The sequence below is a fragment of the Lentzea sp. HUAS TT2 genome, assembly GCF_051853195.1.
Lineage (GTDB): Bacteria > Actinomycetota > Actinomycetes > Mycobacteriales > Pseudonocardiaceae > Lentzea.
The window spans coordinates 5742326-5756531 of the sequence record NZ_CP196667.1; the positions used below are offsets into that span (position 1 = coordinate 5742326).

At 70.0% G+C, this 14206-nt stretch carries 13 protein-coding genes; 2 read left to right on the forward strand and 11 right to left on the reverse strand.

What is annotated here, in order from left to right:
* Nucleotides 1-21: 21 nt before the first annotated feature.
* From ACSHWB_RS28075 to ACSHWB_RS28095, 5 genes are read right to left on the reverse strand one after another with little or no spacing between them, the layout of a single operon-like run.
* The gene (locus tag ACSHWB_RS28075; protein ID WP_439656283.1) at nucleotides 22-477 is read right to left on the reverse strand and encodes a dihydrofolate reductase; all 456 of its coding nucleotides are present in this window, start codon (nucleotides 475-477) and stop codon (nucleotides 22-24) included.
* Complete coding sequence (locus ACSHWB_RS28080; RefSeq protein WP_439656284.1) at nucleotides 474-1271, reverse strand: thymidylate synthase; 798 nt, start codon at nucleotides 1269-1271, stop codon at nucleotides 474-476. Before ACSHWB_RS28080 ends, ACSHWB_RS28075 begins: the two co-directional genes overlap by 4 nt.
* A 13-nt stretch (nucleotides 1272-1284) precedes the next feature.
* Complete coding sequence (locus tag ACSHWB_RS28085; RefSeq protein ID WP_439656285.1) at nucleotides 1285-1887, reverse strand: nitroreductase family protein; 603 nt, start codon at nucleotides 1885-1887, stop codon at nucleotides 1285-1287.
* Nucleotides 1887-2978: an acyl-CoA dehydrogenase family protein gene (locus tag ACSHWB_RS28090; RefSeq protein ID WP_439656286.1), complete on the reverse strand. Its 1092-nt coding sequence runs from the start codon at nucleotides 2976-2978 to the stop codon at nucleotides 1887-1889. Before ACSHWB_RS28090 ends, ACSHWB_RS28085 begins: the two co-directional genes overlap by 1 nt.
* 22 nt (nucleotides 2979-3000) lie before the next feature.
* Nucleotides 3001-3438: a MarR family winged helix-turn-helix transcriptional regulator gene (locus ACSHWB_RS28095; protein WP_439656287.1), complete on the reverse strand. Its 438-nt coding sequence runs from the start codon at nucleotides 3436-3438 to the stop codon at nucleotides 3001-3003.
* Nucleotides 3439-3521: 83 nt separating this feature from the next.
* On the opposite strand from ACSHWB_RS28095, the gene ACSHWB_RS28100 reads away from it, so the two are divergent.
* Nucleotides 3522-4286, forward strand: coding sequence for an SDR family NAD(P)-dependent oxidoreductase (locus ACSHWB_RS28100; protein WP_439656288.1), 765 nt, complete (start codon nucleotides 3522-3524; stop codon nucleotides 4284-4286).
* Nucleotides 4287-4337: 51 nt separating this feature from the next.
* Nucleotides 4338-5123, forward strand: coding sequence for an aldo/keto reductase (locus ACSHWB_RS28105; RefSeq protein WP_439664676.1), 786 nt, complete (start codon nucleotides 4338-4340; stop codon nucleotides 5121-5123).
* Nucleotides 5124-5189: 66 nt separating this feature from the next.
* Here ACSHWB_RS28105 and ACSHWB_RS28110 read toward each other — a convergent pair whose 3' ends face one another.
* From ACSHWB_RS28110 to ACSHWB_RS28135, 6 genes are all read right to left on the reverse strand, one after another.
* Nucleotides 5190-6518 (reverse strand): ABC transporter permease, encoded by a 1329-nt coding sequence (locus tag ACSHWB_RS28110; RefSeq protein ID WP_439656289.1) that lies wholly within the window; start codon nucleotides 6516-6518, stop codon nucleotides 5190-5192.
* Nucleotides 6518-7228, reverse strand: coding sequence for an ABC transporter ATP-binding protein (locus tag ACSHWB_RS28115; protein WP_439656290.1), 711 nt, complete (start codon nucleotides 7226-7228; stop codon nucleotides 6518-6520). The genes ACSHWB_RS28110 and ACSHWB_RS28115 overlap by 1 nt, the downstream gene beginning before the upstream one ends.
* The gene (locus tag ACSHWB_RS28120; RefSeq protein ID WP_439656291.1) at nucleotides 7228-8217 is read right to left on the reverse strand and encodes an efflux RND transporter periplasmic adaptor subunit; all 990 of its coding nucleotides are present in this window, start codon (nucleotides 8215-8217) and stop codon (nucleotides 7228-7230) included. The genes ACSHWB_RS28115 and ACSHWB_RS28120 overlap by 1 nt, the downstream gene beginning before the upstream one ends.
* A 114-nt stretch (nucleotides 8218-8331) precedes the next feature.
* Nucleotides 8332-11208, reverse strand: coding sequence for an AAA family ATPase (locus ACSHWB_RS28125; RefSeq protein WP_439656292.1), 2877 nt, complete (start codon nucleotides 11206-11208; stop codon nucleotides 8332-8334).
* A 68-nt stretch (nucleotides 11209-11276) separates the two neighbouring features.
* Complete coding sequence (locus ACSHWB_RS28130) at nucleotides 11277-11465, reverse strand: hypothetical protein (RefSeq protein ID WP_439656293.1); 189 nt, start codon at nucleotides 11463-11465, stop codon at nucleotides 11277-11279.
* Nucleotides 11462-14071 carry a type 2 lanthipeptide synthetase LanM family protein gene (locus ACSHWB_RS28135; RefSeq protein WP_439656294.1) on the reverse strand — a complete coding sequence of 870 codons (2610 nt, stop codon included), beginning with the start codon at nucleotides 14069-14071 and terminating at the stop codon, nucleotides 11462-11464. The genes ACSHWB_RS28130 and ACSHWB_RS28135 overlap by 4 nt, the downstream gene beginning before the upstream one ends.
* Nucleotides 14072-14206 lie beyond the last annotated feature (135 nt).

Sequence of the window (14206 nt, forward strand, 5' to 3'; positions counted from 1 at the left end):
GAACAGTCTGGGCTGTCGATTTCAGTAGCGGACGAACCGGTAGTGCAGTCCGCTGCTCGACTCCAGCCACTCGCCGACGCTGACCGGCTCACGGTCCACGGGAGGCGCGAACGTGTCGCCCTCGAACTCCTCGCGGATCTCCGTCACCTCGACGCGGTCGGCGAACGGCAGCGTCGCCGCGTACACCGCCGACCCGCCCATCACCCAGAGGTCGCCGGTGACGTCCGCGAGGGCCTTCTCCAGGCTGTCGAACGTCTCCGCGCCTTCTTGGTCGGTGCGCGACAGCACCAGGTTGCGGCGGCCCGGCAACGGCCGGAAGCGCGGCGGCAGCGACTCCCACGTGCGGCGTCCCATGAGGACGGCCGAGCCCGCGGTGATCTCCCGGAAGTGCACCATGTCCTCGGGAACGCGCCAGGGGATCGCGTTGTCGCGGCCGATCACACCGTTCGAGGCCTGGGCCCAGATCAGCCCGATCACACCGCCACCGGGGCCTTGATGCCGGGATGCGGGTCGTAACCCTCGATCGTGAAGTCCTCGTACCTGTAGTCGAACAAGGACGCGGCGGGAGCCATCTTCAGCTCCGGGAACGTGCGCGCGTCACGGCTGAGCTGCAGCTCGACCTGCTCGACGTGGTTGTCGTAGATGTGGCAGTCCCCGCCGGTCCAGATGAAGTCGCCGACGCCGAGCCCGGTCTGCGCGGCGATCATGTGCGTCAGCAGCGCGTAGGAGGCGATGTTGAACGGCACGCCCAGGAACAGGTCCGCGCTGCGCTGGTAGAGCTGGCAGGAGAGCTTGCCGTCCGCGACGTAGAACTGGAAGAACGCGTGGCACGGCGGCAGCGCCATGTTCGCGATCTCGCCGACGTTCCAGGCGGAGACGATGATCCGGCGCGAGTCCGGGTTCGTCTGCAACGTCTTCAGCACGTCGGCGATCTGGTCGACGTGCCCGCCGTCCGGGGTCGGCCACGAACGCCACTGCACGCCGTAGACCGGGCCGAGCTCACCTTCCGGCGACGCCCACTCGTCCCAGATGGACACCCCGTGCTCCTGCAGCCAGCCGACGTTGCTGTCGCCGCGCAGGAACCACAGCAGCTCGTACGCGATCGACTTGAAGTGGACCTTCTTCGTCGTCATCAGCGGAAAGCCCGCGGCGAGCGGGTAGCGCAGCTGGTGGCCGAAGATCGACCGGGTGCCGGTGCCGGTGCGGTCCTCCTTGCGCACGCCCTCTTTCAGGACGTGGCGGAGCAGGTCTTCGTACTGCGTGTCGGGCATGAATGCACCCTAACTAATTCCAGCGGTCGAACGACGTCACCTCCGCCACGTCGCGTCGCACGGCGACGGAGAACTTCTCGGCGGGGTGCCCGAGCGGGACCATCGCGGCGATCTCCCACCGCTCCGGCACGCCCAGCAGCTCCAGCGTCTCGGCCTGGTGCACCCTGATCACCGTGGTCAGCGTGGTGCCGAGCCCCAGCGCCCGCGCGGCCAGGCAGAAGTTCTGGACAGCGGGGTACACCGAAGCGTGCACCGGCCCGATGTCGATGCCCTCCACCAGCGACGGCAGACGCGGCATGAGGAAGAACACGATCACCGGCACGGACGCCAGGGTGTCGGCGAGGTGGTTCGCGGACCGGCCGATCCGCAGGCCGACGGCGTCCGTGCGTTCCGGCGCCATCTCGGAGTAACGGGTGAACGCGCTGCGGTACAGCCTGCCCACCTCGGCGCGCACGTCCGGATCGGTGACCACCAGGTACCGCGTGGGCTGGACGTTGCCGCCCGACGGCCCCTGCTGGGCCGCCCGCAGGCACGTCCACACGTCGTCGACGGCGACGGGCTCGTCGGTGAACCGGCGGATCGCCCGCGTGGTCATGATCGCTTCGAGCGCGTCCATCAGAACCTCGTCATGTCCGGGGCGAGCCCCAGCTTGAGCATCGAGTAGGTCTCCAGCATCCGTCGCGACACCACCGTATGCTGCGCCGCCACGTGCACGTCGCGCAGGCAGCGTTGCAGGGGAGAGGACTCGAACACCGAGCTGCCGCCACCCGCCGCGAACGCCTTCTGCGTCACGTCCGTGGCCTCGCCCGAGGCGAACGAGCAGGCCAGCCGCAGCCGCGCCTTCACGGGATCAGGCGTCTGAGATCCGCTCACCGCGTGCTCCCAGGCCGCGCTCAACGCCTCGTGCAGGAACGCGGTCGCCGACGACAACCGCGCCTCCATCAGCGCCAGCTCGATCTGCACGCCGGTCTGTTCGGCGAGCCTCGACGTCGCGTACTGCGGGACCTTCTCGACGGCCAGCGCCTCGATCTCGTCGATCGCGCGGCGGGCCACGCCCAGGCACACGGACGCGACGCCCACGGCCAGGAAGCTGAAGTAGGGGAACACCGTGATCGGGCCCTCGATGCCGGGCGTGATGCCGATCGGCCACACGGCACGGCGCAACGGCAAGAAGGCGTCCGTGAGAGAGAACTCGTGCGAACTGGTCGCGCGCAGGCCGGCGGCGTGCCACGTGTCGTGGATCGTCACGTCCTCACGCGGATACACGGCCAGACGTGGGCCCACGGGCGTGAGCGTGCCACCGATGACCCACGACGCATGAGTCACGGCGCTGCCCCAGCCCCAACGGCCGGTCACGCGGTATCCGCCGTCGGTCTCCACGGCCTTGCCCAACGGCGCGGCGGTACCCGCGATCAACGCGCGTGGGTCGCCGAACACCTCGTCGGCGGCCTCCACGGGCAGGTACCAGGCCAGCGACGACGAGATGGTGGTCGTCATCGCGGTCCAGCCGGTCGAGGCGTCGGACCGCGACAGCTCCTGGACCTCCCGGCTCCACTGCGGCAGCCCGAGCTCGGCGCCGCCGTAGCGCTTCGGGGCGATCAGGCGGTGCACGCCGTGGTCGACGAGTGCGGCCAGCACCGGTTCGGTGAGGGCGCGCTGCTGTTCGGCCAACGGCGCCTCGGCGCGGATCAGGGCGTGGAGATCCATGCGCGCGATCTTGCTCGAACAGCTAGAGCTTGGCGAGCGCCTCAACGAGTGGCTTCAGCTCGGGAACGTCCCCGGCTTCCGACAGCGACTCGGACAGCACCTCGTCGTGCGTGGGGCGGGCGAGCGCGAGCAGCTCGTGGCCCTTCCCGGTGACCTCGGTGTAGATGCCGCGCCGGTCGGTCGGGCAGAGGTAGCGCGACAGCAGGCCGCGGTCCTCGAGTCGCGTGACCAGCCGCGTTGTGGCTGACTGGCTGAGCACCACGGCGTTGGAGAGCTGGTTCATCCGAAGGTGGAAGCCGTCCTGGCGGTTGAGCACGTCCAGAACGGTGTACTCGCTGACGGAGAGGGAGTGTGCCTTCTGCAGTGCTCTCTCGAGGCGGTCCTCGATGCGCGCGTGCAACGCCGCGAGCGTGCGCCAGCCCTGTGCGCGCGCCTGGACGGCGTCGTCGTCCAGTGACATAGGTCAACCCTTCTCGAATAGACAGCGTGTGCAACTATTGCGTACGCTTGTAATCGTCTTCAACAAGTCTACCGGGGAGAGACATGGATCTGTCGGGACGCACGGCACTTGTGACGGGCTCCACCGCCGGCATCGGCTTCGCCACCGCCGAGGGGCTGCTCAAAGCGGGTGCCGCCGTCGTCATCACCGGCCGCGCCGAGGACCGCGTGGCCGAGGCCGTCGGCAAGCTCAGCGCCCACGGTGACGTGCGCGGCGTCGCGGCGGACCTCGCGACCGCACAGGGCGCGGCAGAGCTGACCGGCCAGGTGCCGGACGTGGACGTGCTGGTCAACAACCTGGGCATCTACGGCGCGAAGCCGGTCTTCGAGATCGATGACGCCGAGTGGCAGCGGTTCTTCGACACCAACGTCATGTCCGGCGTGCGGCTCGCGCGGCACTACACGCCCCGCATGGTCGAGCGCGGCTGGGGCCGGGTGATCTTCGTGAGCAGCGAGTCCGGCGTCTTCACGCCGACCGAGATGGTGCATTACGGCATGACCAAGACCGCGCAGATCGCCATCTCGCGCGGCATGGCCCAGGAGGTCAAGGGCACCGGCGTCACCGTCAACTCGGTGCTGCCCGGCCCGACGCTCACGCCCGGCGTCGAGGAGTTCATCCGCGAGCGCGTCGGCGACGGCGGGGAGGCGGAGTTCGTCCGCACCGAACGTCCCACGCTGCTGCTGGGCCGCCTGATCCGCCCCCACGAGGTCGCGAACCTCATCACCTACGTCGCGTCGGACCTGTCGTCCGCGACGACCGGAGCCGCGTTGCGCGTAGACGGCGGCACCGCACCGACGCTCATCCCGTGACACAGTAAGGATTTCCCTTTGAACACCGTGAAGCTCAACAACGGCGTTGTCATGCCCCAGCTCGGTTTCGGCGTCTGGCAGGTGCCGGACGCGGAGGCCACCCCCGCCGTCGCGGAGGCGCTGAAGGCGGGCTACCGCAGCATCGACACCGCGGCCGCCTACGGCAACGAGGCCGGCACCGGTGCGGCCATCGCGCAGTCCGGCGTGGCCCGTGACGAGGTCTTCGTGACCACCAAGCTGTGGAACGACGACCACGGCTACGACGCGACGAAGCGCGCGTTCGACGCGTCGATGGGCAAGCTCGGCCTCGACGTGCTCGACCTCTACCTGATCCACTGGCCGACCCCGGCCCGCGACAACTACGTCGACACCTGGAAGGCGTTCGTCGAGCTGCAGAAGGAGGGCCGGGTCCGCGCGATCGGCGTCTCCAACTTCCAGCCCGCGCACCTGCGGCGGCTGATCGACGAGACCGGCGTCGTCCCGGCCGTCAACCAGATCGAGCTGCACCCGTACTTCCAGCAGGCCGACGTGCGCGCGTTCAACGCGGAGCACGGCATCGCGACCGAGGCGTGGTCGCCGCTCGGCCAGGGCGGCGAGCTGCTCTCCGACCCGGTCGTGCAGAAGATCGCACTTGCGCACGGCAAGTCCCCTGCGCAGATCGTGCTGCGCTGGCACCTGCAGATCGGCAACGTCGTGATCCCGAAGTCCGTGACGCCGTCGCGGATCCAGGAGAACATCGACGTGTTCGACTTCGAGCTGCCGGACGCCGAGGTCGAGGCGCTGTCCACTCTGGACCGCGGTGGCCGCATCGGTCCGGACCCGGACGAGCTCAACTAGTTCCAGGAGAATACGAAGCCCCGGCCCGCATCAAGCGGTCCGGGGCTTCGCCGGCAACGAGCCGCCTCAGGCTCGCATGACTGTGGCGATCGGGATCTGCGCCGCGCGGATGGCCGGGATGAGCCCACCCAGCACACCGGCGACGAGGCCCGCGATCACACCGGCGACACCCGCCTCCCACGGGAAGGTGGTGCCCGCCAGCGACGGGAAGCGGCTGCCGAACATCATCAGCGCCACCTGCAACCCCGCCGCGCCCGCGCCGATCGCCAGCGCGGCGGTCAGCAGGCCGGTCAGCAACGTCTCCGCGAGCACGATGCCCGCGAGCAGCAGCCGGGACATGCCGACCGCGCGGCGCAGGGCGAACTCCTCGACCCGCTCGCCGACCGTGGCGAGACCGACGTTCAGGATGCCCGCGACACCGATCAGCAGCACCAGGAACGCCATGCCGAGGAAGATCAGTCGCAGGATCTTCAGCTCGGACTCCATGCGCTCCTTGGACTTCACGACCTGGAAGTGCATCTGGTCCTGCGGCAGGCCCGCGCCGGCGAGCTTGGCCTTGAGCAGCTGCTGCAGGTCGTCGGTGCCCGGCTGCAGGTAGAGCTCCAGCTGGGTGCCGCCACCGCGGAACCGGTCGGCCTCGGTGGTCGCGGCGGCCGAGGGCATCCACGTGCGCAGCTCGTCGAGACGCATGTAGACGCGCGGCTGCTGCGAGCCGTCCTGCACGACGCCGATGATCTGCGGCGACACGTGGTGGGTGGCGCCGTCGATCATCATCTCGCCGGGCACGCGGTACTGCCGCAGGCCCTTGGCGGCCTCCTCGTTCAGCACGATCCGCGGCGCGAGCGACGGGGTGGTGCCGAAGTCGAGCCAGGTGCCGGAGACCGGGCGGTACGGCTTGAACGGGCGGATGTCGCCGGTCAGCGCGACCATGCTGACCTCGATCGCCTGGCCGTCCGGCTTCTTCTCCTGCGGCTTCTGCTCGGTGCAGGTGCCGTTGGAGTCGCAGATCATCGTCGGGCCGTAGTAGTCGCCGCCGCGGCCGACGTACTCGAACGGCATGCCGCCCTCGTTGATCGGCCGCACGCCCGGCTCACCGATGACGGCGCGCGAGCTGATCATCGCGACGGCGTCGGTGCGGCCCTTGAACGTCGACTCGACGATGTCCGGCGCGCCCTTCTCGCCGGGGACGTAGCCCATGACCGTGCCGTCCTTGCCGGACTGCAGCTCGACGTCGGTGAGCATCGCGCGTTCGGCGATCTCGGAGCCCGCCTGCACGGCCACGACGGCGAGAACACCCAGGAACAGCGAGACCATCGAGAGGAACGTGCGCAGTTTTCGGGCACGGATGCCCTGTCCGCCGATGACCAGGGCGGACCGGAACTTGCCGGAAAGCATCAGTTGAACCGCCCGTCGCGCAGCTCCATCACGCGGCCCATCTTGCGTGCGTGGTCGTGGTCGTGCGTGACCAGCACGAGGCCGCAGCCCTGCCTGGTCGTGTTGAGCAGCACCTCGACGACGAGGTTGCCTGTCTCCGTGTCGAGCGCGCCCGTGGGCTCGTCGGCGAGGATGATGCGCGGCTGGCGGACGAGTGCGCGGGCGATCGCCACGCGCTGCTGCTCACCGCCGGAGAGCCTGGTGGGCTTGGACTTCGCGAGGTGCGCGATGCCGACCTGCTCCAGCGCGTCCATCACCTGCTGCTTGCGCTTGCGCCGCGCCGACCAGCCCTGGCCGTTGACCAGCGCCATCGCCACGTTCTGCGCCGCGGTGAGGTGCTTGAGCAGGAAGAAGCGCTGGAAGACGAACCCGAACTCCGCACTGCGCAACGCCGCGGCCCTGCGTTCGGGGAGCTTCGTGATGTCGTCGCCGTGCAGGTAGTACTTGCCCTCGTCGGCGCGGTCGAAGAGACCGATCAGCGACAGCAGCGTCGACTTGCCGGAACCGGACCGGCCGAGGATCGCCACGCTCTGTCCAGGATGGACGGTGAAGTCCACGCCGGACAGAATGGTGCGCGGTTCCCCTTGCCCCTTCAGGACTTTCGTGATGCCGTTGAGCTGCAGCAGCGGTGCCTGCACCTGGACCGTGGGTTGTTCGAAGGACTGCGTCATCACGGTCCCGTCGGCTTCTGCTGCTGGTCGCCCTGCTGCTGGCCTTCCGGCAGGTTCGGGCCGGGGACCGCGAGCTCCTCGTCACCGGTGAGGCCGGACTTGACCTCGATGACCTTGCCGTCGGTCAGGCCCAGCACCACGTCGGTGGTGCGGCGCGAACCGTCGGGCTGGATGACGTCGACCTTGCCCTTGCCCTGCTGACCCGCGACCGCCTCGACGGGAACGACCAGCGCCTGCGCCGACTTGCCCGTGGTGACCTCGATCGACGCGGTGGCGCCGTTGATCATCTGCACGTCCGCCGGCGCCGTGCACACGATCCGCAGGCCCGTCGAGGAGCTCGGCTGCTGCGGCTGGTCCTTGGGCTGCTGCTGCTGGGGCTGCTGGTCCTTCTTCTCGTCCTTGGTGTCGGGCGTGACCGGCGGCTTCTCCGGGATGGTGCCCTGCGGCAGCGCGGCGATCGTGCCGAGCACGGTGCACGGGAACGGGCCGGGCCCGTTCTTGATCTGCACCACGACGTCGGTGAGCGCGCCGTTGATCTTGTACGCCTGCTGGCCGTCGATGTCGCCGACGATCGCGTAGCCGACGTGCTTGGCCGACGCGATCGGCATGCCCGCCGTCACCGTCGCCTTGTCGTCGACGAGCCTGCCGCTGAACGTGGACCCCGCCGGGGCCTCGACGTAGTTCGGCGTCTGGTTCTTCCACACCGTCGCGACCCGGATGGGCTTCGTCGGCGTGCCGTTCGGCGCGGCGACGTCGAAGTACCGCACCTCGCCCGCGACCGGCGCGACGAGCCCGAACGTCGGGTTCATCTCGACCTTGCCGGAGATGCTGATCTTGGTGGTCAGGTCCTGCTTGGAGGGCTTGACCTTGGTCATCGGCGTGCCGCGCGGAGCCAGCTCCGGATTGGTCTGTTCCGGACCTGACGGACTGCACGCCGCCACGGCCACCGTGACCAGCGCGCACAGCGGCGCGAGAACAATTTTGCGCACGAACGTCCCCCATGTCGTTTCGACCAACCTACCGATAAGGACACCTGATAGGTCCCGGAGGTTGCATCAGACTTTCGGCCGATGCCCATCGACGTTTCGGCCCAGATCCAAAAGTCAACGTCCGAGGGCTGCGGCATACGCGGAAAGCGCTTCACGGTCCGGCTGCCCGGTCTTCGCGATGAGCGAGGCGACGTGCTTTTCCACCGTACGTGGCGAGATGTGCAGCCGGGTCCCGATGGCTTTGTTGCCCATCCGATCAGCCAGCAACACGAACACCTCGAACTCGCGGACCGTCACGCCGTGTCCGCGCAGCTGCCGCGGTACCTGGTCCGTGCCGTTGCGCCGCTGCTGCACCGGTGCCCCTGCCTGCCGCAACAGGCCCCGGCACGCCGACGCCACCGCGGGAATCGTGGCCTGGTGGAAGAACTCCTCCGCCGACCGCAGCCAGGACACCGGATCGCCCCACGCCGGCGCCTCCCCGGCGACCAGCCGCCAGCCGAGGTGCCGGGCCAGCGGGTAGATCGACGCGGCCTCCTCGGCGCGCTGAAAGGCTTGCAGCGCCTCGTCGAAACGGTTGTCGCGGCCCAGGAGCACGGCGTTCGCCAGTTCGACGAACTGCCGGTTCCAGCGCATGCCCGCGGCGGACGCCGTGGTCAATGCCCGGTAGTCGGACCAGCCGAAGCGGCCGTCGAGCACACCGAGCAGCACCCGCATGCCGTGCGTGCCGGACAGGTGGAACGTCGTGGGGTTCTGCGACTCCAGCTCGACCGCCCGGTCGAGCTCCGCCACGGCCAGCGCGTGGTTCTCCTCCAGCAGGGCGCAGAACGCACGGGCGAGCCCGAAGCACAGCGAGTGCTCCTGCGCGCCGCTCTTCGCGACGGCCTCGAACTCCTCGATGGCTGCGTCGGTGCCGGCGCGGTCGCCCTGGTGCGCGGCCAGGGTCGCCTTGGCCATCAGCAGGTAGCGGATCAGCGAGTTGAACTGCAGCCGCTTGGTCGTGCGCAGGCACCTGTCGATCTGCTCGGCCGCTGCGGCGTAGTCGCCGGTCAGCACCGACTGCAGCGCCAGGATCGCGTCCACGTTGTGCGCCACCGTTATCGCGCCCGCGCGGCACGCCTCCGCGTGCGTGCTGTCGAGGGAGGTGGTGCTGCCGTGTTGCAGCCAGTCGTTGCCCGCCAGGCGAACCAGCGCGTAGACGTGCTGGATCGGCATCCGGTGCGTGTCCGCGAGTGCGAGCGCCTTGCCGAAGCACGCGTTGGCCTCGTCGATGTCCTGCTCGCGCGCGATGATGCCGAGCAGCTGCCACGCCTCGCACGCCGCCGTCGGCAGGTCCGCCCGGTCCGCCGCCAGCGCCGCCTGCCGAGCCAGGCACGCCGCGGACGCGATCCGGTCAGGGCTCGGGATGTGCAGCGTGAGGTAGGCCAGGTTGACGTCCAGCTGCGCGGTCAGCTCGTCGGGCGCGTCCGGCCCGAGCAACGCCCTCGCGGTGCGCACCTGCTCCACGCCCTCGGTCAGCCACCCGGCGACGAAGGCGACGCGCGACAGTCGCGAGTGGAGCTTCGCGCGCCGCGATCCCTCCAGGGACTGCAGGGTCGAGAGGTCGAGTGCGAAGGCGCGTTCGAACTCGCCGGTCTCCGCCAGCGCGGGCAGCAGCGTCTCCAGGACGTCGGCGCGCAGGCTGATCTCGTCGGTGAGCAGGCTCTGCGCGCGGTCGAGCAACGTGACGGCCGACTCCGCCGCACCACCGGACAACGCCCGCCGGCCCGCCTCGGCGAACAGAAGTCCTGCCTGGGCAGGGGATCCGCCGTCGAGCCGCAGCTTCGCGACGAGCGGGCACCAGTCACCGGACAGGCCGGGGTGCAGGTCCTCGATCGCGTCGGCCGTGCGCGACGAGAGGTCGACGCGTTCGGCCGGGGTCAGCTGGGCCAGCAACGCGTCCGCGGTGAGCGGGTGCCGGAACGCGTACCAGTCCGGCGCGGGCTCGTCCGGCGTCACGAGCTGCGCGGCCACCCCGGCGTGCAGGTGGCTCAGCAGCTCGCGGTCGTCGATGCCGGTCACCTTCTGCACCACGGAGAGCGGGAACCTGTGACCCAGCACGGCGGAGATGGACAGCACCTCACGGCCCTGCGGCCCCAGCCTGTCCGTGCGGTGCGCGACGCTGCGCACGAACGCCGCCGGCACCGGCAGTTTGAGCTCTCCCAGCACCTGCCAGCCCTGCGCCCCCGCCACGAGCAGGCCGCTGCTCACCATGCCGTGCAGCAGTTCCTCGACGACGAACGGGTTTCCGGCGCTGTCCGTCCACAAGCGATCGACGAGCTCCGCCGGCACGTGCGGGCTCTCCAGGCAGGCGGCCGTCATCTGGCCGACCTCGTCCTGCGAGAGCCGGTGCAGCTCGACCAGTCCACCGGAACCGCGTCGCACCAGACGATGCACGAGTTCCAGCGCGTGGCCGGGTTCGGTGCGGATCGTGGCGAGCAGCAGGACCGGCTGGTCCTCCAGGTTGTCCGCCAGGTACTCCACGACCGCGAGCGTCTCCGCGTCCGCCTCGTGCAGGTCTTCGAGCACGAGCAGGCACGGCGTCTTGCGCGCGACGGACGCGAGCAGCCGCAGCACCGCTTCTGCCAGGACCACGACGGATTCCTTGGTGGACCGGTGGTCGTGCCACTCCGGGATCAGCGTGCCCAGCACGGGTTTGTAGGGACCCAGCGCGGAGTCGTCCGGCGGTTCACCGCGGAACAGGCTCAGAAGTGCCTCCGCGATTGGACGAAACGGCACCATCGGGCCGATGGTCGTGCCGCGGCCTTTGAGCACCCGCATGCCCTCGTCGTACGCCTGGCCCGCCGCGTACCGGGCGAGGCGGGACTTGCCGATCCCGGCCTCGCCGATCAGGAAGACGGCGCCGCCACGGGACTCCCGCGTCCGTGCGAGTGCCCCCGTGACGGCCGTGACCTCACGATCACGGCCGACCACGTGAGGCGCTCGGGTCTGCATGTCTGGACCCTAACGGTCCCGGTACGGTCGCTGTATCGACCGCCCAGACGTATTCGGGGTGAAAGTTTCTACTTCGCGCTGACGGTCGTGTCCGTGAGCAGCGGCGTGACCGCCACGAACGCGCTCATCGCCATGGTGACACCCATCAACGCGCGTGCCCGCGCACCCGCGAAGGTCTTCGGCGCGAGCTCCATCTCCCCGATCGCGTGCTCGGCCGTTCCGGGCTGGTCGGCCGTGCGGTGCAGGGACTCGTTCATCGGGAGGACTCCTCTTGTTCGGGTGGTGACTGCAGTTGCAGGACTGAGGGGACGGAGAACCCTTGCCGCAGCAGGCCGTGACCGATGCCGGCCAGGCCCGTGAGCAGGCCGGGCGACGGAACTCCGCCCGGGGTGGCGCACCGTGCGCCGTGTTCGTCCAGTGCTCCCAGCAACAACGCCGTGCGGCGGGTCGCGGCGCTGGGGTGGTGCGCGGCCAGTGCCTCGACGACGCCCAGCTCGCCGTGGCAGAGACTCATGTCCCGCAACGGTTCCCTGGTCGCCAGCAGACCGGCCAGCCGCTCGTCGTCACGGGCGAGCGCGCCACCGGCCAGACCGGAGCACCAGCCGGTGTCGGTCGGGTCGATGGAGTCGCTCTCCAGGAACGTTCGTGCGGCCACATCCGATAGGTCGTCACGAACCGTTGCGGCGTAACGCCGCAAAGCCCATCCGATTCCCGCATGACCGCGGGCGAAGCCATTCGAATGGCAAATAGTGCCACGCAGAGTAGATGCGTAGTGGTCGGCCAGCGCGAGCGACTCGGGCGTGCCGACGGCGAGCATCGCGGCCAGTGAGCCTGCCATGCCGTCCACGACGGTGAGGGACGCGTCTTCTTTCGGCATCAACCGAACGGCCTGGGTCAGCAGCGCGGGGTCCAGACCCAGCAACGGGGTCAGGTGGGCCAGCCCGTAACAGATGCCGCCCAGGCCGTGGATCCCGCCACCCGCGGCCGTGACCAGTTCCGGTTCCTCGGCGAACAGCTCCAGCAGCGACGGCAACGGCCGCAACGCGTCGCGTGCGAAGTCGACGTACCGCGCGGCACCGGTCAGCGAGCCCAGCTCGGCCAGGAACAGCGCCACACCCGTGTACCCGTTGGACAGGCCGGCCCCGAGCGGCTGCACCGTCCAGTGCCGGTCGTCGACGAGTTCGATGCCGAGCCAGTTGACGCGGTCCCCGCCGGTGAAGGCGTGCGCGAGGATCTGGTCCGCGATCCCGCACGCGGCGACCAGCAGCCGGGCCGGGTCAGGGTCGACCGGCGCGACGTGCCCGGACACCGCGACACCGCTGTGGTGCGACACCGGCCGCGGCCGCGACGCCAGCAGGGCCGTGATCACCCACTGCTGGTCGTGCCGGTCGACCTCGCTCATCGCCAGGATCTTGCGCGTCACGGCGTGCAGTCCGGGCTCCGGCAGCATCCCCGGCAGCCGGAGCCCGGACGCGGTCCACAGGTCGGTCGACCCGGGCCGGCACGTGAACAGCGGCACGTCGCCGCGCCACAGGTCGGAGACCTCGAACGGCACCAGCCGGTCGAGCAGCGGGTCGTCCACCACGAGCACACCGAACGCCAGGTCGCGGTCCAGCGCGTCGGCCAGCACGGACGGATGCGTCGACTCGTCCAGCAACCGCGCGTACTGCCGCGTCGCGCGCGCAACGAACCGCACCTCTTCGTTGACGCACGACCGCGCGAGCTGCAGCAGCTCGTCCCGGTGCGCCACGATCGCGTCGTAGCCCGCGCGGAACCCTGCCAGCAGCGAGTCCTGGTAGTCGGCGGGTTCGGCCGGGACGCCGCCGAGCATCGGCCTGTTCAACGCCCCCGGCGACGTCTTGGGCCGCCGGACCAGCCGCATCCGGTCGGTACCAGGGTCTGCCCAGTCGACCGCGTTCAACGGCGACAGCACGCCGTGGTCGCCACCGACCCCGGACACGTCCGCGACCCCGTTGTCGCCCATCAGCACGTGGGGGAGCAGGGCCGTGCGGTGCACCGAACGCACCAGTGCCAATACGGCGGGGTCCGAGTCGTGCGTGAGCGTCGGGTGGAACAGCGTCTCGATGTCCACGAGCACCGGCTGGTCGCCGCACGCGATGAGGTTCTCGTAGTGCATGTCCGTGCCGTCGAGCGCGTAGAGCAACGCCAGCAGCGCGCCGAGCCGCCGGTAGAACTCGGCGACCCCGGCCACGTCGGCGCACGGCTCGTGCGGGATGTGCTCGAGCCAGCCGTAGCCGTCGCGGGACAGCAGCCGGGGCGTGCGGAAGGTGATTCCGGTTCGGCGGGAAAGCCAGTCGAGCTGGTCGGTGAACCGCTCGTGCAGCCCGGCCGGGCGCGGCCGGTAGACGAGCCGCTCGCCGGACTCGAAGGTCAGGATCGCCACGGTCCGGCCCTGCTGGTGCGCGTCTCCCTGGCCCGTCTCGATGGAGATCAGCGCGCCGGGGTCCTGGTTCTCGAAGATCGTCTGGACGATCCGCGCACGGTCGCGGGTGAACCGCGACGACAGCTCGTGGTGCGTGGAAACTGCCTGCTCACAGGCCTGCGCGAGCAGTCGCGCCAGCACCGGGTAGCGGTTGAAGATCGACGACAGGTTCAGCGTCCTGGTGAACTCGACGAACCGCTCCTCGCTCGTCGGCGCGGTCAGCGTGTCGCGCACGGTGTGCAGCTCCAGCACGAGCGTGCGCGCCGCGATCGCCACCAGCCGGCGTCCGAGCTGCTCGGCGAACGCCGCGTCGAACGGCGGCGCGACCTCCGTGCGGGACGCGTCGACCAGCGGGCGCAGAGCGTGCGCGAAAGCCGCTGTCCAGCTCTCGCCGGTGCTCGTTTCGGCCGCTGAGGTCACCCGGCCAATCTCGCACGCGCGAGCGCGCGGCACATGGGGACCTGCCCCCCAGATTTGCGCGCGGTCGTGAATATGGGGGACCGCCACCCATGTTTCGCCGCCCGATCGCCCCGAGACTCGGTGTCCGAGGGAGGG

Excerpts from the sequence above, each read along its gene's own strand:
- ACSHWB_RS28130 (WP_439656293.1), bottom strand. The coding sequence starts at position 11,465 with ATGAACGAGTCCCTGCACCGCACGGCCGACCAGCCCGGAACGGCCGAG.
- ACSHWB_RS28105 (WP_439664676.1), top strand. The coding sequence starts at position 4,338 with ATGCCCCAGCTCGGTTTCGGCGTCTGGCAGGTGCCGGACGCGGAGGCC.
- ACSHWB_RS28110 (WP_439656289.1), bottom strand. The coding sequence starts at position 6,518 with ATGCTTTCCGGCAAGTTCCGGTCCGCCCTGGTCATCGGCGGACAGGGC.
- ACSHWB_RS28095 (WP_439656287.1), bottom strand. The coding sequence starts at position 3,438 with ATGTCACTGGACGACGACGCCGTCCAGGCGCGCGCACAGGGCTGGCGC.
- ACSHWB_RS28085 (WP_439656285.1), bottom strand. The coding sequence starts at position 1,887 with ATGGACGCGCTCGAAGCGATCATGACCACGCGGGCGATCCGCCGGTTC.
- ACSHWB_RS28090 (WP_439656286.1), bottom strand. The coding sequence starts at position 2,978 with ATGGATCTCCACGCCCTGATCCGCGCCGAGGCGCCGTTGGCCGAACAG.
- ACSHWB_RS28100 (WP_439656288.1), top strand. The coding sequence starts at position 3,522 with ATGGATCTGTCGGGACGCACGGCACTTGTGACGGGCTCCACCGCCGGC.
- ACSHWB_RS28080 (WP_439656284.1), bottom strand. The coding sequence starts at position 1,271 with ATGCCCGACACGCAGTACGAAGACCTGCTCCGCCACGTCCTGAAAGAG.
- ACSHWB_RS28115 (WP_439656290.1), bottom strand. The coding sequence starts at position 7,228 with ATGACGCAGTCCTTCGAACAACCCACGGTCCAGGTGCAGGCACCGCTG.
- ACSHWB_RS28125 (WP_439656292.1), bottom strand. The coding sequence starts at position 11,208 with ATGCAGACCCGAGCGCCTCACGTGGTCGGCCGTGATCGTGAGGTCACG.